The following is a 23,300-nucleotide window of genomic DNA, read 5'->3' on the forward strand; positions in this document are numbered from 1 at the left end:
AATCTGTAACAACAAGGGATCGTTTGGCCTCGTAACTGTTACAGATCAAGACAAAAGGTTGGCTACCGCTAAAAGATCTCAATCTGTAACATCTAGAGGCCGAAAATCTGTCTACTTGTTACAGATTTAGACGTTTGACGACGGTGCTGGAGAATATCTCGATCTGTAACATCTGACGGCCAAAATTCGACCTAACTGTTACAGATCGAGACAAAGGTTGGACGCGGTGCCGAAAGATCTCGATCTGTAACATTTGGAAGGGTAAAGACGGTCTATCTGTTACAGATCGAGACATGTTGCTGGAACGACAGAAGCATCGCTGCACTGGCCTGTTTGTTCTCACGCCCTTCTCTTCCTCCCGTTAGCCGATATGTCCGCAGTAACCCTGTCGCGCTGGGTGATAATGGACAAATGTTCAAGTTAATCGTGAGGGAGGAGCTCGATATGGCATCTGCCGATCGTTCTACGTTGTTTATCAATGCGACCATTCTGGATGGTTCGGAACATATGGAGCCGCAACCCGATATGGCCGTGACTGTTGAGCGCGGCGTCATCACCTGGATGGGGCCGAGTGCTGTGGCACAGGCGCCTGCAGGTGCCGAGGTTATCGACCTGGGTGGTGCGTATCTCATGCCCGGTCTCATCAATATGCACGTGCACCTGTGCGGTTCGGGCAAGCCTGTCTCGGCCGGCGATGCGGGAGCGCTGATGAAGAAACTCGATAATCCCGTGGGCCGTGCCATCGTCCGCCGCATCCTCAAGGGCAGTGCCCAGCAGCAGCTGGCAAGCGGCGTGACCACGGTGCGCGGCGCGGGCGACCCGTTGTTTGCCGACATTGCCGTGCGCGACGCTATCGACGCCGGCAAGTATCAGGGTCCGCGCCTGGTAGCGCCGGGAACGGGCGTCACGGTGCCGGGCGGCCATGGCGCGGGCTTGTTCGCCCAGGTGGCCAACAGCCCCGTCGAGGCAGCCGAGCAGGTGCGCGATCTGTATGCGCGCGGTGCCGATGTCATTAAGCTGTTCGTAACGGGCGGTGTGTTCGATGCGACCGAGGTGGGCGAGCCGGGCGTGCTGCGTATGCCGGTGGAGGTTGCCGCGGCGGCGTGCAAGGCGGCGCACGAGGTGGGTCTGCCGGTTATGGCTCATGTCGAGAGCACCGAGGGCGTGAAGGCCGCGCTTGAGGCCGGGGTCGACACGATCGAGCACGGTGCCCCGATGACGCCCGAGATCCTGGAGCTGTATCGCGGCGCCGCGGGCACACAGCTCGAGGGACGCGCGCCGAGCGTGACCTGCACGATCAGCCCGGCGCTGCCGTTTGTATTGCTCGACCCGGAAAAGACCCATTCGACCGATACACAAAAGAAGAACGGCGACATCGTGTGCTCGGGCATCATCGAGAGCGCCCGTGCCGCACTGGAAGCTGGCATTAAGGTGGGCCTGGGCACGGACTCAAGCTGCCCGTTCGTGACGCAGTACGACATGTGGCGTGAGGTTGCCTATTTTGCCAAGTATGTCGGTGTGAGCAACGCCTTCGCGCTGCATACGGCTACGCAAGTCAACGCCGAGCTGCTGGGGCTGGGCGGCGAGACCGGTACGATCGAGTGCGGCAAGGCCGCCGATATCCTGGTGACGCGCAAGAATCCGCTCGATGACCTGTGCGCTCTGCGTGAGCCGACGCATGTGATGTGTCGCGGTGATCTGGTACGCAAGCTCAAGGTGAAGCGTATTCCCGAGGTGGACGCCGAGCTCGACGCGATTATGGCCATGCCTGCCGAAGCGCTGGCTGAGGAGCTGGCCCGCGACGGTGTGGCGTAGATGTGACAAAGGGGCAGCTCCGTTGCCGCATGCAAAAAGCCGAGGTCTCAACACGAGGCCTCGGCTTTTTTATCGAACAAATACTTAAGATTTGGGACAAACAAACCTGATTAATTTGTCCCGCGTGCGGGCGCTAGGAGCGGGTTTCCATCTTGGCGTGGCACTTGGGGCAGGTGACGCGGATCTTGCCTTTGCCCTTGGGGACGGAGAGCATCTGGCCGCAGTTGGGGCACTTGAGGTATGCCGTGGTCTTGCGACCCTTCCACATCTTCTTGGCCGTGCGCTTGGCACGCTCAAAGTCTTCCTTGCTGGTACCGGCCGTGCGCGAGGCGTTGGCAGCCGCGGCGCCGCTACCCAAGCTCGCTACGAACTTGCCCAGGCCGGGGACGTTAGCGGTCGCGGCGACAAAGGCCGCGTTTTCCTTGCGACGTGCGTCGATGTTTTTGGACAGGCCGCGCAGCACGCCAATCACGATTACGGCGATGGCAATCCAGCTGAGCCACTGGATATGGGCTATCGATCCGATCATCGCGATGACGATGCCGACAAAGCCCATAACGATGGTGAGCTCATCGGCGCCATTGCGGCCCTTCATAAAGTCATTCATGCAAATTGCCTTTCGTTCGATATGCTGCACGCCTTTATACCCGATTTAGAGCAAGGGGGACAGGTCAATCTGCACCAAGGTGGTGCAAACATACCTGTCCCCGATGCACCAAGAAGGTGCAAAGCAGTCCGTCCCCAATGCCCCAATTACTTGGAGAGCTTGTCGACGACGCGTTCGATCTCGGCGAGCTTGGCGGCTTTGAGGTCTTCGTCGCCCGATTCGATTGCCGAAGTCACGCAGCCCTCGATATGCGCCTTGAGCACATCGGCGTTGATGCGCGCAATGAGCGCCTGCGTTGCCATGAGCTGCGTGGAAATATCGACGCAGTAGCGGTCCTCATCGACCATCCGCAAGATGCCGTCGATCTGGCCGCGTGCCGTCTTGAGCATGCGGGTCACCGATTTGTGGTCTGCCATCATGGCGGGTCCTCGTTTCTGGTCGATGGGGTCGAATGCTTCTGGTAGCTGCTACGCGGCGGTCACGGACAGGGCGTGGAACTTCTCGCCGGCGCCCTCGACGGCGGCAGCGAGCTGCTCGGCGGTCACGGTGTCGGCGCACTCAACCTGGACGGTCTGGGTCTCGTGATCGGCGTCGGCGTCGGTCACGCCGGCAACGTTGAGCAACGCCGTCTCGACGGTGGCGTCGCAGTGGCCGCACATGAGGCCGGAAGTCTTGATTGTGTAACGCATGGGTATTCCTCTCTGCTGTGTCGGCTTTCCCAGGCACCCGACCTTGACCTTCAAGCCGTCGCTCGCGTACCAAAGTACGCGTCGCTCCTCTTTCAGGTCAATCTCTGGCACCTGGAAAACCCGTTCTAAATGGACGTAATAGTGAGCCTATTTTGCCACTTTAGGCTTAAAGGTTCGCAGGCGCAGCGCATTGCTTACGACGCATACGCTCGACAGGCTCATGGCCGCGGCGCCGAACATCGGCGAGAGCTGCCATCCGGTGAGCGGGAAGAACACGCCCGCCGCCAGCGGAATGCCGATGCCGTTGTAGAACAGCGCCCAGAACAGGTCCTGCTTGATGTTGCGGATCGTGGCGCGCGAAAGCTCGATGGCGCGCGCAACATCCATGAGGTCGCTACGCATGAGCACCACATCTGCCCCTTCTTTGGCGATGTCGGCGCCGGTGCCGATCGCAAGGCCCACGTCGGCGCGCGCCAGGGCGGGGGAGTCGTTGATGCCGTCGCCCACCATGGCGACCTTGCCGCCCGCATCCTGCAGTTCGCGCACGTGGCGTTCTTTGTCGGCGGGGAGGACGTCGGCGATGACCTGTTCGCTGGTGAGTCCCACGCGGCGGGCGATTGCTTCGGCCGTCACGCGGTTGTCGCCGGTGAGCATGCGCACGTCGACGCCAAGCGAGCGGAGCGCGGAAATGGCCCCGGCGCTCGTCTCCTTGACCTCGTCAGCCACGGCAATGGTGCCGGTAAGCTCGCTGTTCTTGGCAAAGAACAGCGGTGTTTTGCCCTCGGCGGCAAATTGCTCGGTAAGACCCGCGGGCACGGTAACGCCCAACTCGTTCATCAGGCGTACGTTGCCGGCGGCGATGACATTCTGCCCCTCGCGCGCCGTTACGCCACGACCGGGCACGGCGGCAAAGTCCTCGACCATGCGCGCGACAATTCCGCGTGCCTCGCACTCGGCCATAATCGCCTCGGCCAGCGGGTGCTCGCTCGAGCGCTCCAACGCGGCGGCCAGCTTGAGCAGCGACTTTTCGCTCATGGCGGGCGAGCCGTCAGCGCGCGTGGCTACTACGATATCGGTCACGGCAGGCTTGCCGCGGGTGACCGTGCCCGTCTTGTCGAGCACCACGGTGCCCACACTGCGCAGATTCTCCAGCGCCTCGGCACTCTTGAACAGAATGCCCATCTCGGCGCCCTTGCCGGTACCCACCATAATGGCGACGGGCGTGGCCAGACCCAGTGCGCACGGGCAGCTGATCACCAGCACGGCCACGGCGGAGGTGAGCGCCTCGTTCATGCTGCCGGTCAGTGCCATCCACACTACAAAGGTCACGACCGAGATTACAAACACCACGGGCACGAACACGCCGGCGACCTTGTCGGCCATGCGGGCGATGGGCGCCTTGGTGGCGTTGGCGTCCTCGACGAGCTGGATAATCTTGGCGAGCGACGTGTCGGCGCCCACACGCGTGGCGCGGAAGGTAAACGAGCCCGTGCGGTTGACCGTGGCCGCGTTGACAGTGTCGCCGGCGGTCTTTTCCACGGGGATGGACTCGCCGGTGAGCGCGCTCTCGTCCACGGCCGAGCTGCCCTCGAGCACCACGCCATCGACGGGGATGGACTCTCCGGGGCGTACGCGCAGGACCTGGCCGGGAAGGATGCTGTCGACGTCGACGGTGGTCTCGGCGCCGTCCTCTGCCACGACGGTCGCGCTCTTGGGCGCCAGGTCGATGAGCGCCTCGATGGCGCCGCCAGTCTTGGATTTGCTGCGTGTCTCGAGGTATTTGCCCACGGTGACGAGCGACAGGATCGTGCCCGCACTCTCAAAATACAGGTTGCCCATGCTCGTCATCATGGCCTCGTGGATTTGCCCGGCGGCCAGCTGGTCGGCCATGATAAACATGGCATAGAACGACCAGGCGACGGAAGCGGTGGCGCCCACGGCAATAAGGGCGTCCATGGTGGGCGCGCCGTGCGCGAGCGATTTAAACCCGTTGATAAAGTACGCGTCGTTGACATAGACGATGGGGATGAGTAGGACGAGCTCGGTGAGGGCGAGCGTCATACTGTGGGTGTGGTCGGTGAAGACGCCGGGCAGCGGCCAGCCGAGCATGTGCCCCATGCCTATGTAGAACAGTGGGATGAGGAATACGATCGAGACGATGAGACGAGTGCGCATGGCAGAGGCGGCGGCCTCCAGTTTTTTGGTGGGCGACTCCATATGGGCGGCGCCGGACCTGGCTTGCGTACTGCCGCTTTGGGCGGCGTCGGTGTCCGTGCTGACGGGTGAGGCCGAGTAGCCAGCGCGATCGACGGCGGTGCAGATGTCGTCGGGGGTGATCTGCGCGGGGTCGTAGTCCACCAGCATAGAGCCGGCGAGCAGATTGACCGCGACGCTCTCGACGCCGTCGAGCTTGCTCACGGCACGATCCACGTGCGCCTGGCAGGCGGCGCATGTCATGCCACCCACGTCGAACTTATCTTGAGCCATGGCTTCTCCTTTCTGTGGTTCGCTGTTGGAATTGTTAACCTGCTGATACTATACACCCATACCCCCTGGGGGTGTCCAGTAATGGTTGGAATGTATGACTTTTCATTACAGATGAGGGTGGCTGCTCAATCGGTGGCCGTCCCAACCAATCATCTCAATCTGTAACATCTGGTCCAGTCGTTGAGCCGTAACTGTTACAGATTTAGACAAACATTTCAGCCGAAAACTAACGTCTCGATCTGTAACATCTAGACCCCGTTTTACCGAGTATTTGTTACAGATCAAGACAAACAGTTGGCAGGAAACTCAATGTCTCGATCTGTAACATCTAGAGAAGTTTTAACCCCTTACTGTTACAGATTGAGATGTTGTCTCGCGGGGCTGGGGTTTTGTCTCGTTCTGTAACATCTAGACCTGTATCTGCCGAGCTGGTGTTACAGATCGAGACAATTGCCGGGGAGGGGTCCCGTCACGGCAAGACGCCCGCCGCCTAGATACAGAACCCGGGGATCACACAGGTTCGCTTATTTGGCTTGTCCGCAGGCGTTGCGTACGTAAAGACGTCGCCGTCGTGTCCCACGCGATTCAAATAGAGTGTGCCTCCACTCTCCGATGTGTCAGGGCTCACCGTGCGCTCCCACCAGCAGGTGTCCTTGCCCTTCCACTGGCGGACCATCGTCTCGTTCGTGGAATACGGGCTCACCTTGAGCTCGCGGAAGAGCTGATACTCCTTGCCCTCGCCGTTGTAGATGTCTGCCAGGTAGTGATAGCCCTCGGCAAACGAATCGGGCGGTTGCGTACCGCACAGCTCGACCATGGCGGGCAGCCAAAGGGTTGCGGGCAGCTCGCTCAGACACGATGCACTGTTGGCGGCGCCAACGTTATTCGAGACCTTTTTGACAGATTTGATGAGCGCGCGCAACTCGTTGGGCAGCAGCTTAAGGCCGTCGCCGTCGAGCCATTCCCGCAGCTCGCAATCTGCCCAGCCGGCGCTCGGCGGTTCAGTCGCAGCATCGCGCTCGGCAATACCCGCGTCGAACATAAACGTCAGCCCGGCCTTGCCCGTCCCGTCCAGAAGCTCATCGTGACGGATGCCCACAAGCTGAGCGCCGACCTCCAGCCCGTTGGCGAGCTTCACACGTTTGGTGCACGGATAGGGGATATGCCCGTCAACGTCGAGCAGGTGGTAGCGCTTGGCAATCTCGCGTGCCTCGCTACGGGTCTCGGCGGCCTTAATCTTGAGCGAAATCTCCTGCAGCTGAGCCCAGGTGTAGTCGTCAAGCGAACCGCGGATGCCGTCCAGGTAGTCGGGGATGCCAAAGCCATGGGTTGCCGCCCCGATAACGCCGAGCCCCGCAACGGCTGCAACGACGCCGCCGATGACAAAGCGGCGGCGGGTCATGGCATCGTGACGGGCCTGCTCCAGGATCTCTCGTGCGCGCTCGCCGGCGACGTCGACCTTAAGGTGCGTGCCAGAATCGATATCAATTGCGGCCTCGTCTCCTGCACCCTCGCGGTCCTCAGATTCTGCAGCGGGGAGGTATGCCGAGAGCGCCTCGAGCATCTGCTGCTCGGTGGGGCGATTGCCCTGTTCGACCGAGATGCCTTTCATGATGATCTGGACGAGCGCTTCATCGTCCTCGCAGCGCGGCTCGAGCGGTGCCGGCTTGGTCTTGGTCTTTACGAGATAGAACGAGCCGGTTGCAGCGGCGTCCGTCGACTCAAAGTCAAACGGTTTGCGACCGCTGTAGAGCTGGTACAGAATGCTCGAAAGCGCATAGACGTCGATTGCCGGCGAACGGCGAAGGGCCGCGATGCCTTCGATATCCTGCGTGAGCATCTCGGGCGCGGCGTATGCGGGCGTGGCAAAGCGCCAGATGTCGGCGCGCCGGGTGATCGTGTCGTCGCCGAGAGCCATGGTCGCGGAGCCCATGTCGATGAGGCAGGGGTCAAAGGAACAATCAGCAATCTGCTGCTCGAGCGTTCGGCTGGTGGTGCGGAACATGATATTGGCAGGCGACAGGTCGCGATGGATGACCGGATTCACGAGGCCTTGGGTCATCAAGAGCGCACGAAGCACGGCGTTTCCGACAGCGGCGACCATCTGGGTGGTCAGCCCGCCCGAGGCGTCGTGCGGAAGCAGGGGCAGCGCCTGCTTGAGTGAGGTGCCCTCGACCCACTCCATGAGGATGAGCGGGTCGTCCTCGCACGATCCGTAGCCATAGACGCGCGGAAATCCGCGCAGGTGCGAGACGGTACACAGATGACGGTACTCCTCGAACAGCGCAGCGGTGTTGGCCAGGTGCGCGGCCGATTGCTCGGCGGAGCGGTCGGGGGCTTGGCCGGAAAGGATGGCGTTGTCCTTGAGTAGCTTGACGGCAAAGACCTCGCCGCTCGTGTTGGTCGCGCGCAGCACGTGCCCGATGTTGCCGTTGTTGCGGTGGGCCGTCTGGAGAATAAGCGTCATAAACCGACGCTTGGCGTCGTCCTCGGCGCTGGGGTCGACCGCCACGGCGGTGTCGAACGTATCGAGACGGATGAGTTTGTCGCCATAGGCGCTATTGGTAGTATCCATGGCGTTCCTTTGTCTGGCATGGGTTGCCGCGCGTACACGTGAGCAGTGCGGATATCGGTAAAGTACCATGATAGCCGCACTGCTCACGTGTACCGCTGAGTATTGTCGTTTACGACGCAGAAGGTAGAAGACGAAAGACGGACGGCGACCGTCTTCCGATCGCCGTCCGTGCTAGTCCACAATGACAAGGAATGTCGTGTAGAGACCCAGATGGAGCCTGTCACTGTTGGCGATTTCCACGGGGGGATAGACTTTGCCGGGCTCGCGTTGGTCGCGCGGCGGCTCAATCACAATATCGCCGTCGCCCGCGCCCGATTCGAGCACTGTGCCGTTGGTCGATCCAAGGCCCTGGGCGTACCAGTGCTCACCCTCGAGCCAAATACGAAGATGCTCGCGCGAGGCGTCGGCGCCTACATCGGTGATGCTGGGCGAGGTTTTGGGCAAAGAACCAATCACGGTGCCGCGCGGATCGCGTGTGAGGGGATGGATTTGCATGTCGGCGCAGTTGTCGGCATGGGTTCTGAGCAGGCCGAGGTTGGGAGCGACGGTGTGCGGCTGCTCCAGGCTGCTCATAAAGCCACGTCCGACGGTAGTTTCGGTGGTGCCAAAGTGCCCGCCCGTCTTGCTGTCGCAAAAGCGCTCGACGGTGGCCACGCCCTGAACGGGATCGGCGAGCGCCCCCGTTGCCACAAAGAGCATCAAGAAGAGCGTGCTTTTTTCGCGCACGGCATTGCCGTCAAAGTTGTCGATGCGATTGAGGGCATTTGCATATAGGCGGCTGTCCAGCTTGTAGCTGGCGAGAGCCGACATCATTTCGTTGGCGGCCGGACCGCGATAGTGCTCGGCGATTGCCTGATAGGCGGACTCGCCGCCGCCGAGCTTGCTGCAGATTGCCGCGGAAAGGTTGAGCGTGGTGACGGTAAAGTCGCTGTAGATGGCGGGCGCGCACTGGTCAGGCTTGCGATGGACGATGTAACGGGTGAGATACGAGCGGTTGGAAGAGCATTTCTCGAGCAGGGTACTGCCGAGATAAGAGTTTCCATTGATGAGCATTCGGGCGATCTCGAGATGTTTAAGACCGCCGAACGAGCGAATATCGTTATAGAGGACCGAGCAAGGCGTCTCTGCTGCCACGGATACCTCCTTTGATTGCTTCCTAGCCAATATGGCGATAGGAATTAATGGCCCCCGGTGGGCGACGTATTAAATGGCTGCGCAATATATAGCGTAACCAAAGCAACATTATAGGCCACATGTTCAAAATTGCAGGAAGCCTGAGAGATTTGGTTTGGACTGGACGGAAATCCCCCTCTGTCTTGATCTATAACAATTAGGACCGATTTTACTCGGTAACTGTTACAGATTGAGACGTTTGTGAACCGTGTCGACCGTTTGTCTCAATCTGTAACACGTAGAGGAAGATTTGCCCTGTAGATGTTACAGATTGAGACAATCGGCCGGGCCCACCTCGAGCCCGCCTCGTCCACCTCGTCATCTGTGGTTTACGTGGGGGCATGCGATGCACGGGTATACTAACCAGCGGCGAATCTGCTCCATCGCTTAGAGCTGCTGCGTCTGGACGGCGCGTGATAAGGCTGCCAAAGCGATCGCCAGCGTGCTGAGCAACGTCCTCTCTGTGCGCACCCGTTTTTGTATGTATTAGCGCACTACCAAGCACGCCCGCGCGGCCGCATGCCGCGCCCATTGCGCGTGCAGATAAGGAACAACAACATATGCGTAATTCTGTATCCGACGTCACCGACGCCGAGATCCTGGACGAGACCCGTGAGGCCATGACCCAGGCTGCTTTCGATGCCGCCGATGAGGCCAATGCTGCCCAGGCCGTCGAGTCCGCTACCGAGAACCTGCCCGCCTTTGACGAGCTGGGACTTTCGGACGAGATACTTCGTGCTATCGAGAACCTGGGCTACACGGCGCCGACGCCCGTTCAGGCCGGCTCGATCCCCGTGGTGCTCGAAGGCCGCGACCTGCTTGCCGCCGCTCAGACCGGCACCGGCAAGACGGCTGCCTTTTTGCTGCCGACCATGAACAACCTGGAGCACATCGCTCCGCCCAAGCCCGTGCGTGAGCGCGGCGGCCGCAACCGCCGTCGCGGTGCCAAGAAGCCCGAGGGCAACGGCCGCGGCCCCGTGATGCTCGTCATCACCCCTACGCGCGAGCTTGCCCAGCAGATCGACGAGGTCGCGAGCAAAATCGCCGACGTCACCGGCCATGTTGCCGTGACCGTCGTGGGCGGCGTGAGCTACAAGCCCCAGACCGCTGCCCTCAAGTACGGTTGCGACATCCTGGTCGCCACGCCGGGCCGTCTGGTCGATCTGATCGAGCAGGGTGCCTGCCACCTGGACGAGGTCAAGGTGCTGGTGCTCGACGAGGCCGATCGCATGCTCGACATGGGCTTTTTGCCCGCCGTCCGCCGCATTGTGCGCGAGACGCCGGCCGAGCGCCAGACGCTGCTGTTCTCGGCGACGCTCGACGAGGAGGCCGTGGGCGAGATCACCGACCTGGTGAGCGACCCGGCCCGCGTGGAGATCGCGCCGGCCACGTCGACCGCCGACACCGTCGATCAGTTTGTGTTCCCGGTGTCCATCGAGGCAAAGAACAACCTGCTGCCTGAGTTCCTCAAAAAGGAGGGCCCGGAGCGCACCATCGTCTTTATGCGCACCAAGCACCGCGCCGACAGCTGCTGCCGTCGCCTTGAGCGCAAGGGTATCAAGGCCGCCGCGATTCACGGCAACCGCAGCCAGGCCCAGCGCGAGCGCGCGCTTTCTGCCTTCCGCGACGGCACCGTCGACGTGCTGGTGGCAACCGATGTTCTCGCCCGCGGCATCGACATTAGCGACGTGCGCTACGTCGTGAACTTCGACGTGCCGGCCGAGCCGACCGACTATATCCACCGCATTGGCCGTACGGGCCGCGCCGGCGAGCTGGGCTGGGCCATTACGTTTGTGACCGAGCAGGACGTCGACGAGTTCTACGAGATTGAGAAGCTCATGGACAAGACGGCCGATATTTACGAAGCGGGCGACCTGCACGTGGGTCCCAACCTGCCCGCCGTTGACCCCGAGCGCGATCCTGCCGCCTTTAAGGTGAAGAAGAAGACCAAGCGCGGCAAGTCCAAGAGCAAGAAGAAACTCGAGCAAGCGCGTCGCGACGGCAAGCGCAACGGCGACGATTACGGCGACGTGGCTGGTCGTTCCAACCGCGGTCGCGACGAGCGCCGCGGCGACGGCGAGCGTCCGAGCCGTCCCAAGCGCGGCGGCAAGACCCGCGTGCGCGAGGGCGTTCAGGCTCGCGTGGACGAGGCTGTTGAGAGCGTGGCCCGCGAGGTGGCTGCCGAGGAGCGCGGCGGTGCTGCCGCCGTCGAGCAGGCCCCGCGCGGTAACCGTGCCGAGCGTCGTGCCAAGCAGTTCCAGGGCGAGGCGCATCGCCGTCGCCGCGAGGACGAGGACCGCGGTGGCCGTCGTCGTGTCGAGCGCGAGGACGAGGGCCGTGGCTCGCGTGGCGGCAAGCGCGGCTCGGGCGACCGTCGTCGTTCCGGTCGCGATGACGAGCGCGGTGGCCGTGATAAGCGTCGCGGCGGCGAGGGTCGCGGTGAGCGAGGTGCCCGTGGCGGTGAGTCCCGTGGCGGCAAGTGCTTTGAAGAGCGCGGTAGCCGCGGCGGCGAGCGTCGCGAGGGTGCTCGCGGCAATGGCGGCCGCAGCGGCGCTGGCCGTTCTAACGAGTCGCGCGATCGTCGCGATGACTGGCGCAACTACGACGATACCCGCGAGGAGCGTCGTGGCGGCTATCGTGGCGGGCGTGGCGGCAACCAGGCCGGCTCCCGCGGCGGCCGCGCCGGCGGTCGCGATAACCGTGGCAGCTATGGCAACAGCCGTGGCGGCAAGCGCGGCGGCAGCTCCCGTCGTCCCGGTGACGGCGGCGGCAAGCGCAAATAGCATACGCATCGCCCACTAGAGCGAGGTGAACCAAGGGCCCTGAGCAACTACGCTCGGGGCCCTTTTTGTTTGCCGTATCCGATCGCTAGTTCAAATGTGATTTCCTCGGGAATGCATCTAGAGGATGCCGTGGGCCTGTTTCCTGCCATGCGGCAATGGGTCCCATGGGGTGCGCCGTGCATTTTTTGGAGTATTCTGTAGTTCGAGTTGTCTGCATATGATTCGACGTCGCCAACGGTGGTCTTCGGATATCCCTAGCGAGCGTTTTGAGCCAGATTTCGCCGTTTTCCGGAGCAGGGACGCGTTATTCTAGCCATGTCGGGACTTAAAATGATACGGCGCCCTACAGTTTTGCCCACCCGCGGCGGTGCTGGCGCGGTCACGTTGCAGAATACTCCGTTTTTTGCACGGGCCAGGATGGGGTACCTCGGGAGAACACGGCGGTATCCCGTAAATATATACAATCTGTACCGTAATTTATACAAAACGGAGAGGCAGACAGCGTAGGGTGGGTGCATTGGGGTGCTTGGTGCATTAAAACGGGGACCCTACGTGCCGTATACTCTGGCTGGATGTGAAAACGGCTTGACGCGTTGCCAGGCGTAGGGGGAGGGTGTCTAGATGAGCGTATTCGAAATTGTGTTTAGTCCGACGGGTGGAACGCAGAAGGTGTCTGGCCTTGTGGCTGGAGCGCTGGACAAAAAGACCGTTACCGTCGATCTGACCGATAGCGGGTTGGATTTCCACGAGGTCTCGATGACGAAGGACGACGTGGCTGTTATCTCCGTGCCAGCGTATGCCGGCAGAGTCCCTGCCGTGGCGGTCGACCGACTGAACATGGTTCACGGCAACGGAGCGCGGGCCGTTCTGGTGTGCGTCTACGGAAACCGCGCGTTTGAGGACACGCTCGTGGAGCTGGAGGACGTTGCGAAGCATGCGGGATTCCGGGTAATCGCGGCAGTTGCAGCCATTGCAGAACATTCCATTGCGCGACAGTTTGCTGCCGGTCGTCCGGATGCGCAGGATGCGGCGCAGCTCGCAGAGTTTGCGCAGCAAATTCAGCAAAAGCTGTTGGCTGAGGATACATCCGAGCCCTCTATTCCCGGCAATCGTCCTTATAAACAAGCCAGAGGTCACCGCATGGCACCTGAGGCAACAGAGGATTGCGTCTCCTGCGGTGCATGCGCCGCGGCGTGCCCCGTTTGTGCTATCGACAAGGGTGACCCCAAACGAGCAGCTGGCGAGGCGTGCATCTCCTGCATGCGCTGCATTGCCGTATGCCCGCGAGGCGCTCGTAAGCTTGATCCCAACAAGCTATCCGCTGTTTCCCAGATGCTGAGCAAGGTTTGCGTCGTGCGGAAGGAATGCGAGCTCTTTGTCTAGCGCATACGAAATTGGTGCAATGGGGCCAGGTTAATCTGCACCAACCTGGTGCAAACAAACCTGTCCCCAATGCACCAGAGTGAGGAGTGTCCCCGAGTGCCGGCAGAAAAGGAACGTCCCCAAGTGCTGCCTAAATACCGTTTATCGAAGAAAAAATACCGCTCACCGGTCATAATGATTGTTCTGGCTTTGGGCTTGTCTACAATAGCTCCCGTAAAAAGAAATGCGGAAGGTTACCGAGTCCCTCGGACGTGGGTCTAACCAAAGTCTTTGAACGGATGTGTCTCTATGGACGCATTCGCTTGATTTTGGTTGGGCTATATTTATGAAGGGACATGCCACCATGGGTTTCTTTTCTCGCCTGATGGGCGGTTCGGATGAGCAGAAGACTGCAACTTCCGAGTTCGAAATCCTCGCTCCTGTTTCCGGCGAGCTTGTTCATCTAGAAAATACCAATGACCCCGCTTTTAGCAGCCGTGCCGTGGGCGATGGCGTTGCCGTGGTTCCCCAAGAGGGAACGGTGTGCGCTCCTGTTTCCGGTACCGTCGCGGCGCTGTTCCCGACCGAGCATGCACTGGGCATCATGTCCGACGACAGCTCTGCTCAGGTGATGCTGCATATCGGAATCGACACTGTTAAACTTGAGGGCAAGGGCTTCCATGCGCTTGTTGCCCAGGGTGACCATGTCGACGCGGGCCAGCCCCTCGTTGAGGTCGATTTTGACGCGGTCCGCGCCGCCGGCTTCGATCCCACGGTCTTCGTTATTGTATGCGAGCGTTCGGAGAACTCGACTCTTCGTGAGCATGCTTCCGGCCCTGTTGCTGTTAAAGAGCCTGTCGTCTGGCTTTCCGAGTAAATTCTTGTGGTGGGTACCGTGGTTATCAAGCGAGTTTTCAACAATAACGTCGCAATGGTCACTTCGGACGATGGCTCCGAGCTCATTGTCATCGGTCGAGGCCTCTGCTTTGGCCGTCATGCCGGCGACGCTATCGATGAAGCATCGGTCGAAAAGACCTATGCGCTGCAGGAGGGCACTTCTCAGGATTCGCGTACGATTGACCGCTTGGCACATCTTTTGGAGTCCATTCCCACCGTCAACCTCGTGATTGCCGAGGACATTGTTCAGATGCTCCGTCGAGAGCTCAATGTTGATGTCAACGACAAGATTCTCATTGCTCTTGCAGACCATATCAGCCTTGCTTTGGAGCGCGAGCGCAAGGGCGTCTCCTGCGAGAATCCGTTGCTGCTCGAGATCCAGCAGTTCTATCGCAAGGAGTATGCGCTTGCGGGCCGTGCGCTGCAGATTGTCAAGGAGTATATGGGCTTCCAGATGAGCGAAGAAGAGCAGGGTTTTATTACGCTGCATATCGTCAACGCCACCATGCCGCAACGCTCCGACCGTCTCATCATCTCGGTCCAGCTTGTTCGCGACGTGCTCGCGATTGTTTCCGAGCGCTATGCCACGACCCTCGATGACACCTCACTGCCTTACGAACGTTTCGTTCGTCACCTGCAGTTTTTCGCGCAGCGAGCGCTCGATCCTGCGGCCGGGCAAATCAATGGTGACGCGCTGTTCCGAATCGATGAAACGGTGTACCCGTGCGCATTCTCGTGCGCGGACGCCATAGCCGCCCACTTGTCGTCTACCTATAACGTTGTCGTTACCAATGCCGAGAAGAGTTATCTCGCTTACCACATTGTTAACCTGCTTGGAGAACCTGGTCTCTAGGCATAACGTGCCCACACATCGATTGATATGAGGCAGGGCTTATGGCCTTGTCCAGGGCACATCTGTCTTAATTTGCGGAAAAGGAAGGGGAGTACCGCTATGACCGCAAAAAAGAAGTTTAATTTCAAAGCGCCGTTGGAGGTGTTCGCGAAGTCAATCGTTCAGCCGATGATGTATCTCTCGGTTGCCGGCATTCTGCTCATCGTGGGCATTATTCTGACCAACAAGACCATTTGCGCCTTGATCCCCGTACTGGGCTCCGGTCCGTTCCAGCTTGTGGGCGCCGTTGTCTATCAGTCGCTGATGTTTATCATCAACAACCTCTCGATTCTGTTCTGCGTGGGCATCGCCGGCGCCATGGCAAAGAAGAACAAGGGCCATGCTTCGCTGATCGCCCTGATGTCGTTCTTCCTGTTCCTGCAGGCTAACAACATCGTGCTCAACGCCACCGGCTCTCTTGCCGAAGCGAGCGGCATGCTCGGTCTTACCGGAACCGGTCAGAGCACCGTTATGGGCATTCAGGTGCTCGACACCGGCGTGTTTGGCGGCATCATTCTTGGTTGCATCACCGGTGCCGTGTTCAACAGGTACTCGAACAAGCAGTTCCCCATTGCCCTTTCGATGTTCTCGGGCGTTCGTTTTCCGTTCCTGATCATGATCATCATTTCCTGGATCATGGGTGCTGGCTTCTGCATCGTTTGGCCTCCGGTTCAGGGTGCCATCTCCTCCGTCGCCGGCATTATTAAGGAATCCGGCAACATCGGCCTCTTTATTTACGGCATGCTCAACAAGCTGCTCGTTCCTACCGGTCTGCACCACCTCATCTACACCCCGTTCCAGTTCTCCGATGTGGGTGGCACCCTGACGCTGGGCGATCAGGTTATCGCCGGCGCCTATCCCATCCGTGTCGCCGAGATGGCAATGACGGGCCAGCCCTTCTCCGATAGCACCTACTTCAACAGCTACACCTTCAACAACCTGTGGCCCTACATCGGTATCGGTCTCGCCTTTATCTTCACCGCTTACAAGGGGAACAAGGATAAGACCAAGGCCGTTATCATCCCGCTGATCATCACCGCCGTGCTCTCCTGTGTCACCGAGCCCATGGACTTCCTCTTTGTCTTTGCCGCTCCCGTGCTCTTTGTCGTTCACTCGGTTCTTTCCGGTATCTTCCTGGTCCTGCTCAAGGTTCTCTCCGTGCCCGCTTCGACTGCAGGCGGCATCATCAACATCGTGGTTTCCAACCTGGTCCTCGGTGCCGACAAGACCAACTGGCCGGTTATGCTGGTGCTTGGAGTCGTCAACGCCGCGCTGTACTTCTTCCTCTTCACCTTCCTTATTAAGAAGCTCAACCTCCACACGCCTGGTCGCGAGGAGGAGTCCGAGCTCGCCGAGTCCGTTGCCGAGGGCGAGGCCGCCGCGTCTGTTGCGGTGAAGCAGGGCGCTGTTGCCGCAGCTCCCGCAGAGGGCGTCGATGCAGGCATTGCCGACCTGGTCGCAGGTCTTGGCGGCAAGGACAACATCGAGGAGCTCGAGAACTGCTTTACGCGTCTCCGCGTGAACGTTAAGAACCCGGACCTCATCGATGAGAACCTCATCAACCACGTGCCCAACAGCGGCATCAACCGCAACGGCAACAATATCCAGATCATCTTTGGCATGAAGGTCGCCGAGATGCGCGACAAGGTCGAGAACGCAATTGAGAAGGAGCAGTAAACAATGATCATTACTCTGTGTGGTGGCGGATCCACCTTTACCCCCGGCATCGTCAAGTCCATTGCCCTGCGCAAGGACGAGCTCGACGTTGACGAGATTCGTCTGTACGACATCAACGAGGAGCGCCAGCGCAAGATCGGCGTGCTCGTGGACTGGATTTTGCACGAGGACCTTGGCCTGGACATCAAGCTCACGGTGACCACCGACAAAAAGACGGCTTTTACCGACGCGAGCTTCGTGTTTGCCCAGATGCGCGTGGGCGGCTACGCCATGCGCGAGCAGGACGAGAAGATTCCGCTGCGTCACGGCTGCGTTGGTCAGGAGACCTGCGGTTGCGGCGGCCTTGCCTACGGCATGCGCACCATCTTCCCCATGGTCGAGCTGATCGATGACGTCGAGAAGTACGCCAAGAAGGACTACTGGATTCTCAACTACTCCAACCCTGCCGCCATCGTGTCCGAGGGCTGCCGCGTGCTGCGTCCCAACGCTCGCATCATCAACATCTGCGACATGCCGATCGCGATCATCGACGTGGTTTGCGCCGCGCTCGATATCGACAAGAAGGATGTCGAGTACGATTACTTTGGCCTCAACCACTTTGGTTGGTTCACCTCGATTCGCCACAAGGGCGAGGAGGTGCTCCCGCAGCTGCGCGAGTACATCAAGGAGCATGAGATTCTGCTGCCCGACTCCTACCTCAAGGGCATGGGCTCGCTCATGGCAAAGAAGCCCGAGGAGGCCACTGACGAGCACCCCGAGCAGAACCGCCACACCAAGGGCAGCTGGTACTACGTCTGGAAGGGCGAGTACGAGATCATGGAGTGCTTCCCGGAGTACCTGCCCAACACGTACCTGAACTACTACCTGCAGCAGAAGGAGTTCGTCGAGCATTCCAACCCCGAGCGCACCCGTGCTAACGAGGTTGAGGAGACGCGTGAGAAGAACCTCTTCGACGGCATCGACCACTACGAGAAGACGGGCGAGATCGACGAGAGCACGTTCTATGCGGGCAGCCACGGCGACTGGATTGCCGATCTGGCTATCGCTCTGAAGAACGACACCAAGCAGCGCTTCCTGGTCATTTGCGAGAACAAGGGCGCTATCCCCAACATGCCCTACGACGCTATGGTCGAGCTGCCTGCCTACATTGGCAAGAATGGCCCCGAGGTCATCAGCCGCGACAACATTCCTCTGTTCCAGCAGGGCCTCATGATGCAGCAGCTGAACTCCGAGAAGCTCGTGGTCGAGGCTACGATCGAGGGTTCTTACGAGAAGGCGCTCAAGGCCTTTACGCTGAACAAGACCGTGCCTTCGATGAAGGTCGCCAAGGAGGTTCTCGACGACATGATCGAGGCCAACAAGGGCTACTGGCCCGAGCTTAAGTAAAAGCAACAGGGTCGCTGGCCGCATACCTGGAGCAATGCCCCGTCCACGTGATTGCGTGGGCGGGGCATTGTCATTTGGTAACGCGTTTTATCAAATATGGCATTTATCTGCGGTAATGTTCTATTTCACCGCCGAGGGTGACATTTCATACCGCCTGCCGAACTGCGTGGAGACCTAACAACTTTTTAGGTCAGTGTTGTGCGTGTAGCAACTTCGCCCGGCCTCGCCTCCGGGCTGCCATGTGAGAGGGGATCTTATGGCTCGACTGCACGTAATGGAACGCAGCCACGCTCAGGCCGTCATGGACGACCTGCACGATGCGCTCGGACGTCGTCTGGCGGTGAGTTCGCTCGCCCCGTGCCCCGTTGAGTTTACGGCAGCGCTCGTCAATCTGTGCTCCACCCAGAGCTGCGGCAAGTGCACGCCCTGCCGCGTGGGGCTGAGCGCGCTGAGCGACCTGCTCGCCGATGTGCTCGAAGGGCGCGCCGATGAGTCCACGCTCAACCTGATTGAGCGCACGGCCCGCACCATCTACCTTTCGAGCGACTGCGCCATCGGCTACGAAGCTGGCGCCATGGCACTCACGGCCATTCGCGGCTTCCGCGACGATTTTGAGCATCACATCCGCGAGCACTCCTGCGGCTTTGACCGCGAGGCCCGCGTCCCGTGCGTTTCGGGCTGCCCGGCGCACGTCGACATTCCCGGGTACATTTCGCTGGTCGAGGCCGGCCGGTATGCCGACGCCGTCAAGGTCATCCGCAAGAACAACCCACTGCCGCTCGTCTGCGGCTTGGTGTGCGAGCATCCCTGCGAGATGCATTGCCGCCGTGGCATGGTCGACGACCCCATGAACATTCTCGCCCTCAAGCGTTTTGCCGTTGAGCACAGCGACCTCAACGACCACAAGCCGCATGTAGTGGACGACACCGGTAAGCGCGTCGCCGTGATCGGCGGCGGCCCGGCCGGCCTTTCCTGTGCCTACTACCTGGCCGTGATGGGTCATAAGGTGACCATCTTTGAGCAGCGCCACCACCTGGGCGGCATGCTGCGCTATGGCATCCCCAGCTATCGTCTGCCGCGCGAGCGCCTGCAGGCCGAGATCGACTGGATCTTGAGCGCCGGCATCGACGTGGAGCTCGACCACTCCGTCAACGGCGAGGAGCTTGCCCGCCTGCGCGACGAGTTCGATGCCGTCTACCTGGCCATTGGCGCCCACAGCGATAAGAAGCTCGGCCTTCCGGGCGAAGAAGCTCCCGGCGTGGAGTCGGCCGTCAAGATGCTGCGCGCCATCGGCGATGACGAGCTGCCCGACCTGAGCGGCCAGCGCGTGTGCGTCATCGGCGGCGGTAACGTGGCCATGGACGTGGCGCGCTCCGCCGTGCGCTGCGGTGCCGAAAAGGTGAGCATCGTCTACCGCCGTCGCATCTGCGACATGACGGCCCAGGACGCCGAGATCGCCGGCGCCCAGGCCGAGGGCTGCGAGGTGCTGGAGTTGACCGCCCCGCTCGCTATCAAGACGGGCGAGGAAGGTCGCGTGAGTGGCCTGCGCGTGCAGCCGCAGATTATCGGCGAGCCCCGTCGTGGGCGTCCGGCCCCGCGTGCCGCCGCCACGCCCGAGCGCGTCATTCCCTGCGAGCGCGTGTTTGTGGCCATTGGCCAGGACATCGATTCCAAGCCGTTTGAGGACATGGGCATCGCTTGTAAGTGGGGCTGCGTGGTCACCGATTCGGATGGCGCCGTGCCCAACTTCGATGGCCTCTTTAGCGGCGGTGACTGCCAGACCGGTCCCGCCACCGTCATCCGTGCCATCAACGCCGGCCGCGTGGCTTCGGCAAATATCGACCGCTACCTGGGCTTTGACCACAAGATCAAGCTCGAGGTCGAGCTGCCGACCGTCCAGTTTAAGGGCAAGCATGAGTGCGGCCGCTGCGAGCTGGGCGAGCGCGAGGCCGGCGAGCGTATTCACGATTGGGATCTGGTCGAGCAGGGTCTCACCGAGCAGGAGGCGCGCCAGGAGGCGAGCCGCTGCCTGCGTTGCGATCACTTTGGCTTTGGCGCGTTCCGCGGAGGGAGGAACCTGGAATGGTAGAGCCCAACAACACCACCGTCAGCGACAACACCGAAAATGGAGCGCATAACATGGTCAAGCTCACTATCGATAATTGCGAGGTCGTGGTTCCCGAGCACACCACGATCCTGGATGCGGCCAAGTCCGTCAGCATCCAGATTCCCACCCTGTGCTACCTGCGCGATCTAAACGAGATCGGCGGCTGCCGCGTATGCGTGGTCGAGGTTGAGGGCTGCGACCAGCTGGTTGCCGCCTGCAACAACTACGTGCTCGACGGCATGGTGGTCCACACCAACAGCCCCAAGGCCCGCGAGGCGCGTCGCACCAACGTGCAGCTGCTGCTGTCCCAGCACGATTCGCAGTGCACGAGCTGCGTGCGCAGCGGCAACTGCAACTTGCAGACCATCGCCAACGATCTGGGCATTTTCTATCTGCCGTATCAAAGGCATTTGGCGGGCGAGGGCTGGGATTTCGATTTTCCCATCATCCGCGAAAACGACAAGTGCATTAAATGCATGCGCTGCATCAAGGTGTGCGAGAGCGTACAGGGCCTAGGGATTTGGGCCCTGACCAACCGCGCCACGCATACCGCCGTGGGTACCCGCGGGCGCGCACCGATCGGCAAGACCGATTGCGTCGCGTGCGGCCAGTGCATTACACATTGTCCGACGGGCGCCCTGCGCGAGCGCGACGATACCGAGACCGTGTTTGACGCGCTCGCTAATCCCGACAAGATCGTGCTGGTGCAGATCGCGCCGGCCGTGCGCAGCGCCTGGGGCGAGGAACTCGGCATATCTCGCGAGGAGGCCACCGTTGAGCGCCTGGCCTGCGCGCTGCGCCGCGTGGGCTTTGAGTACGTGTTCGACACCGATTTCTCGGCCGACCTCACCATTATGGAGGAGGGATCCGAACTGATCGAGCGCCTGGGCGCCGCCGCCAAGGGCGAGGGCGACAGCCGCGGCTGGCCCATGTTTACGAGCTGCTGCCCGGGCTGGGTGCGCTTTGTGAAGGCGCGCTATCCGGAGTTTGTCGACAGCCTGTCCACGTCCAAGTCGCCGCAGCAGATGTTCGGCGCTATTGCCAAGACCTACTACGCCAAGGTGCTGGGCGTGGGGTCCGAGCGCCTGTTCGTGGTGTCCGTTATGCCGTGCACGGCCAAGAAGGCCGAGTGCGCGCTGCCGAGCATGGTGGGCGAGGGCGGTGTGCCCGACGTGGACGTTGCGCTGACGGTGCGCGAGATGGTGCGCATGATCCGCGCGAGCCACGTGAGCGTGGACACGCTGGTCGAGGAGCCGCTCGATACGCCGCTGGGCTTTGGCACGGGCGCGGGCGTGATCTTTGGTGCCACGGGCGGCGTGGTGGAGGCCGCCGTGCGCTCGGCATATTACCTGGTGACGGGCAAGAACCCCGACGCCGACTTCTTTACCGATGTGCGCGGCCTGGACGGCTGGAAAGAAGCCGTGGCCGATATCGATGGCACCAAGGTGCGCGTCGCCGTGGCACACGGGCTGGGCAACGCCGCGCGTCTGCTCGACGCGATTCGCGACGGCCGTGTGAGCTATGACTTCGTTGAGGTCAAGGCATGCCCGGGCGGCTGCGTCGGCGGCGGCGGTCAGCCCATCCACGACGGCTGCGAACTGGCGGCCGAGCGTGGCCAGGTGCTCTGGGGGCTGGATGCCGCTGCGGACATTCGCTTCTCGCACGAGAATCCCGATGTCCAAGCGTGCTATAGCGAGTTTTTGGGCGAGCCGCTCTCACCGCTGGCCGAGGAGTTGCTGCATACCGACCATCACGCCTGGTCGATGCCTAACGAGGGGACGTGCTAGCGATGCGCGCGTTTGATTTTGAGCTGTCGCGCCGGGGGTTTGCCTCGGCGCTCGCCGCGGGCGCTCTGTCGCTTGCACTCGCGGGCTGCGGCAGCGGAGCCGTGGGGGTTGGGTCTTCTGCGGGCTCGGCTGCCGGGTCTGCCACTGACGGTGCCGCTGCCGAGCCGGTCGAGGTGCACGTCGCGTCGCTCAAGGGCCCGACGTCGATCGGTCTGGTGAGGTTTATGGACCAGGCGGCGAGCGGCGAGACGGATAACGAGTTCGACTTTGCGATCAGCGCCGCAGCCGACGAGATCGTGCCCAAGGTCATTCAGGGCGATGTCGACATTGCCCTGGTGCCCGCCAACGTGGCGAGCGTGCTCTACAACAAGACGGAGGGCGCGGTGCGGGTCATCGACATCAACACGCTGGGCGTGCTGAGCGTTGTGACGGGCGACGCGAGTGTGACCTCGTTTGGCGATCTGGCGGGCCATACCGTCTATATGACGGGCAAGGGCACCACGCCGGAGTACGTCATGAACTACCTGCTGGAGCGCGCGGGCCTGACCGGCCAGGTGACGCTCGAGTTTAAGAGCGAGCCCACCGAGGTGCTGTCGGCCCTGCTTGCCGATCCGTCTGCTGTGGGCGTGCTGCCCGAGCCGTTCAAGACCGCCGCCATCGCCAAGAGCGAAGGCAAGCTGTCGGCTCCGGTAAGTCTGACCGATGTGTGGGATGAGCTGGCAGGTGACACGGGTTCGCGCCTGCTGACGGGCGTGACCGTGGTGCGCCGCACGTTTGCCGAGGAACATCCCGAGGCCGTGGCGGAATTCCTGAGCTGCCACGCGGCGAGCGTTGAGGCCGTGAACGCGTCGCCGGCGGACTGGGCCCAGGCCGTGGTCGATGCGGGCATCGTGGATAACGTCGCGATTGCCGAAAAGGCGATTCCCGGGTGCATGCTCGTGTGCCAGACGGGGAAGGATATGAAGGCGGCGCTCGGTGGGTATCTGCAGGTGTTGGCCGATGCGGACGCGAGTGCCGTTGGCGGCAAGCTCCCGGCTGACGATTTCTACTACATGGAGTAGCC

Annotated in this window: 16 protein-coding genes; 10 read left to right on the top strand and 6 right to left on the bottom strand. The window is 61.2% G+C overall.

Going from position 1 to position 23,300, the window contains the following annotated elements; translation table 11 throughout:
* Nucleotides 1-444: 444 nt before the first annotated feature.
* Nucleotides 445-1,815 carry an amidohydrolase family protein gene (locus I2E13_RS07900; protein ID WP_229057891.1) on the top strand — a complete coding sequence of 457 codons (1,371 nt, stop codon included), beginning with the start codon at nt 445-447 and terminating at the stop codon, nt 1,813-1,815.
* Nucleotides 1,816-1,948: 133 nt separating this feature from the next.
* On the opposite strand, the gene I2E13_RS07905 is transcribed toward I2E13_RS07900, so the two are convergent.
* The 6 genes from I2E13_RS07905 to I2E13_RS11220 all read right to left on the bottom strand — a co-directional run bounded on the left by I2E13_RS07905 (nt 1,949) and on the right by I2E13_RS11220 (nt 9,307).
* A complete protein-coding gene (locus tag I2E13_RS07905; RefSeq protein ID WP_117716904.1) occupies nt 1,949-2,422 on the bottom strand; it encodes a hypothetical protein in 474 nt (157 codons plus the stop codon).
* A 146-nt stretch (nt 2,423-2,568) separates the two neighbouring features.
* On the bottom strand, nt 2,569-2,841 hold the full coding sequence (locus I2E13_RS07910; protein WP_055285698.1) for a metal-sensing transcriptional repressor: 273 nt from the start codon (nt 2,839-2,841) through the stop codon (nt 2,569-2,571).
* Nucleotides 2,842-2,889: 48 nt separating this feature from the next.
* Nucleotides 2,890-3,111, bottom strand: a complete 222-nt coding sequence (locus I2E13_RS07915) for a heavy-metal-associated domain-containing protein (protein ID WP_006235338.1) — start codon at nt 3,109-3,111, stop codon at nt 2,890-2,892.
* A gap of 147 nt (nt 3,112-3,258) precedes the next feature.
* The gene (locus tag I2E13_RS07920) at nt 3,259-5,598 is read right to left on the bottom strand and encodes a heavy metal translocating P-type ATPase (RefSeq protein WP_195404748.1); all 2,340 of its coding nucleotides are present in this window, start codon (nt 5,596-5,598) and stop codon (nt 3,259-3,261) included.
* A 490-nt stretch (nt 5,599-6,088) separates the two neighbouring features.
* A complete protein-coding gene (locus tag I2E13_RS07925) occupies nt 6,089-8,173 on the bottom strand; it encodes a protein kinase domain-containing protein (RefSeq protein WP_195404749.1) in 2,085 nt (694 codons plus the stop codon).
* 171 nt (nt 8,174-8,344) lie between these two features.
* Entirely contained in the window at nt 8,345-9,307 is a 963-nt protein-coding gene (locus I2E13_RS11220) for an FHA domain-containing protein (protein WP_152068322.1), read from the bottom strand.
* A gap of 599 nt (nt 9,308-9,906) precedes the next feature.
* Between I2E13_RS11220 and I2E13_RS07935 the strand changes: the two genes are divergently transcribed.
* The 9 genes from I2E13_RS07935 to I2E13_RS07975 all read left to right on the top strand — a co-directional run bounded on the left by I2E13_RS07935 (nt 9,907) and on the right by I2E13_RS07975 (nt 23,298).
* On the top strand, nt 9,907-12,129 hold the full coding sequence (locus I2E13_RS07935) for a DEAD/DEAH box helicase (protein ID WP_195404750.1): 2,223 nt from the start codon (nt 9,907-9,909) through the stop codon (nt 12,127-12,129).
* Between the two features lie 621 nt (nt 12,130-12,750).
* Nucleotides 12,751-13,512 carry a 4Fe-4S dicluster domain-containing protein gene (locus I2E13_RS07940; RefSeq protein ID WP_117786968.1) on the top strand — a complete coding sequence of 254 codons (762 nt, stop codon included), beginning with the start codon at nt 12,751-12,753 and terminating at the stop codon, nt 13,510-13,512.
* Nucleotides 13,513-13,855: 343 nt separating this feature from the next.
* Complete coding sequence (locus I2E13_RS07945; protein WP_158549283.1) at nt 13,856-14,368, top strand: PTS sugar transporter subunit IIA; 513 nt, start codon at nt 13,856-13,858, stop codon at nt 14,366-14,368.
* A gap of 18 nt (nt 14,369-14,386) precedes the next feature.
* A complete protein-coding gene (locus I2E13_RS11225) occupies nt 14,387-15,241 on the top strand; it encodes a PRD domain-containing protein (RefSeq protein WP_233544294.1) in 855 nt (284 codons plus the stop codon).
* Between the two features lie 99 nt (nt 15,242-15,340).
* On the top strand, nt 15,341-16,957 hold the full coding sequence (locus I2E13_RS07955) for a PTS transporter subunit EIIC (RefSeq protein ID WP_195404751.1): 1,617 nt from the start codon (nt 15,341-15,343) through the stop codon (nt 16,955-16,957).
* A 3-nt stretch (nt 16,958-16,960) separates the two neighbouring features.
* On the top strand, nt 16,961-18,343 hold the full coding sequence (locus I2E13_RS07960; RefSeq protein WP_117655571.1) for a 6-phospho-alpha-glucosidase: 1,383 nt from the start codon (nt 16,961-16,963) through the stop codon (nt 18,341-18,343).
* Between the two features lie 256 nt (nt 18,344-18,599).
* The gene (locus I2E13_RS07965) at nt 18,600-20,432 is read left to right on the top strand and encodes an NAD(P)-binding protein (RefSeq protein ID WP_195404752.1); all 1,833 of its coding nucleotides are present in this window, start codon (nt 18,600-18,602) and stop codon (nt 20,430-20,432) included.
* On the top strand, nt 20,426-22,237 hold the full coding sequence (locus I2E13_RS07970; protein WP_229057892.1) for a [FeFe] hydrogenase, group A: 1,812 nt from the start codon (nt 20,426-20,428) through the stop codon (nt 22,235-22,237). The genes I2E13_RS07965 and I2E13_RS07970 overlap by 7 nt, the downstream gene beginning before the upstream one ends.
* A gap of 2 nt (nt 22,238-22,239) precedes the next feature.
* Complete coding sequence (locus I2E13_RS07975; RefSeq protein ID WP_195404760.1) at nt 22,240-23,298, top strand: ABC transporter substrate-binding protein; 1,059 nt, start codon at nt 22,240-22,242, stop codon at nt 23,296-23,298.
* Nucleotides 23,299-23,300: the final 2 nt, after the last annotated feature.

The organism is Collinsella aerofaciens (assembly GCF_015554145.1).
GTDB classification, from domain to species: domain Bacteria; phylum Actinomycetota; class Coriobacteriia; order Coriobacteriales; family Coriobacteriaceae; genus Collinsella; species Collinsella aerofaciens_AA.